Raw genomic sequence first — 456 nt, forward strand, 5'->3', positions numbered from 1 at the left:
TTCGCTGGCACTTACTGAGGCACTTGTGGATTCGCTGGCGCTTACTGAAGCACTAGTTGATTCGCTGGCGCTTACTGAAGCACTAGTTGATTCACTGGCACTTACTGAGGCACTGGTGGATTCGCTAGCACTTACTGATGCACTGGTGGATTCGCTAGCACTTACTGAAGCACTAGTGGATTCACTGCCACTTACTGAAGCACTGGTGGATTCACTGGCACTTACTGAGGCACTAGTTGATTCACTAGCACTTACTGATGCTGAAGTTGATTCACTGGCACTTACTGAAGCACTAGTTGATTCGCTAGCACTTACTGAGGCACTTGTGGATTCACTGCCACTTACTGATGCTGAAGTGGATTCAGATGCACTTACTGAGGCACTTGTGGATTCGCTGGCGCTTACTGAAGCACTAGTGGATTCACTTGCACTTACTGAGGCACTAGTTGATTCACT

1 protein-coding gene is annotated in these 456 nt (G+C 48.0%); it reads left to right on the forward strand.

All coding sequences use genetic code 11. The features are described 5' to 3' along the window. Nucleotides 1-456 (forward strand): hypothetical protein (locus tag H5R88_RS01055; protein ID WP_220477532.1); only part of this gene is annotated, 456 nt, incomplete at both ends.

Origin of the sequence: Limosilactobacillus agrestis (assembly GCF_014145585.1) — a bacterium.
In the GTDB taxonomy this organism is placed as follows: domain Bacteria; phylum Bacillota; class Bacilli; order Lactobacillales; family Lactobacillaceae; genus Limosilactobacillus; species Limosilactobacillus agrestis.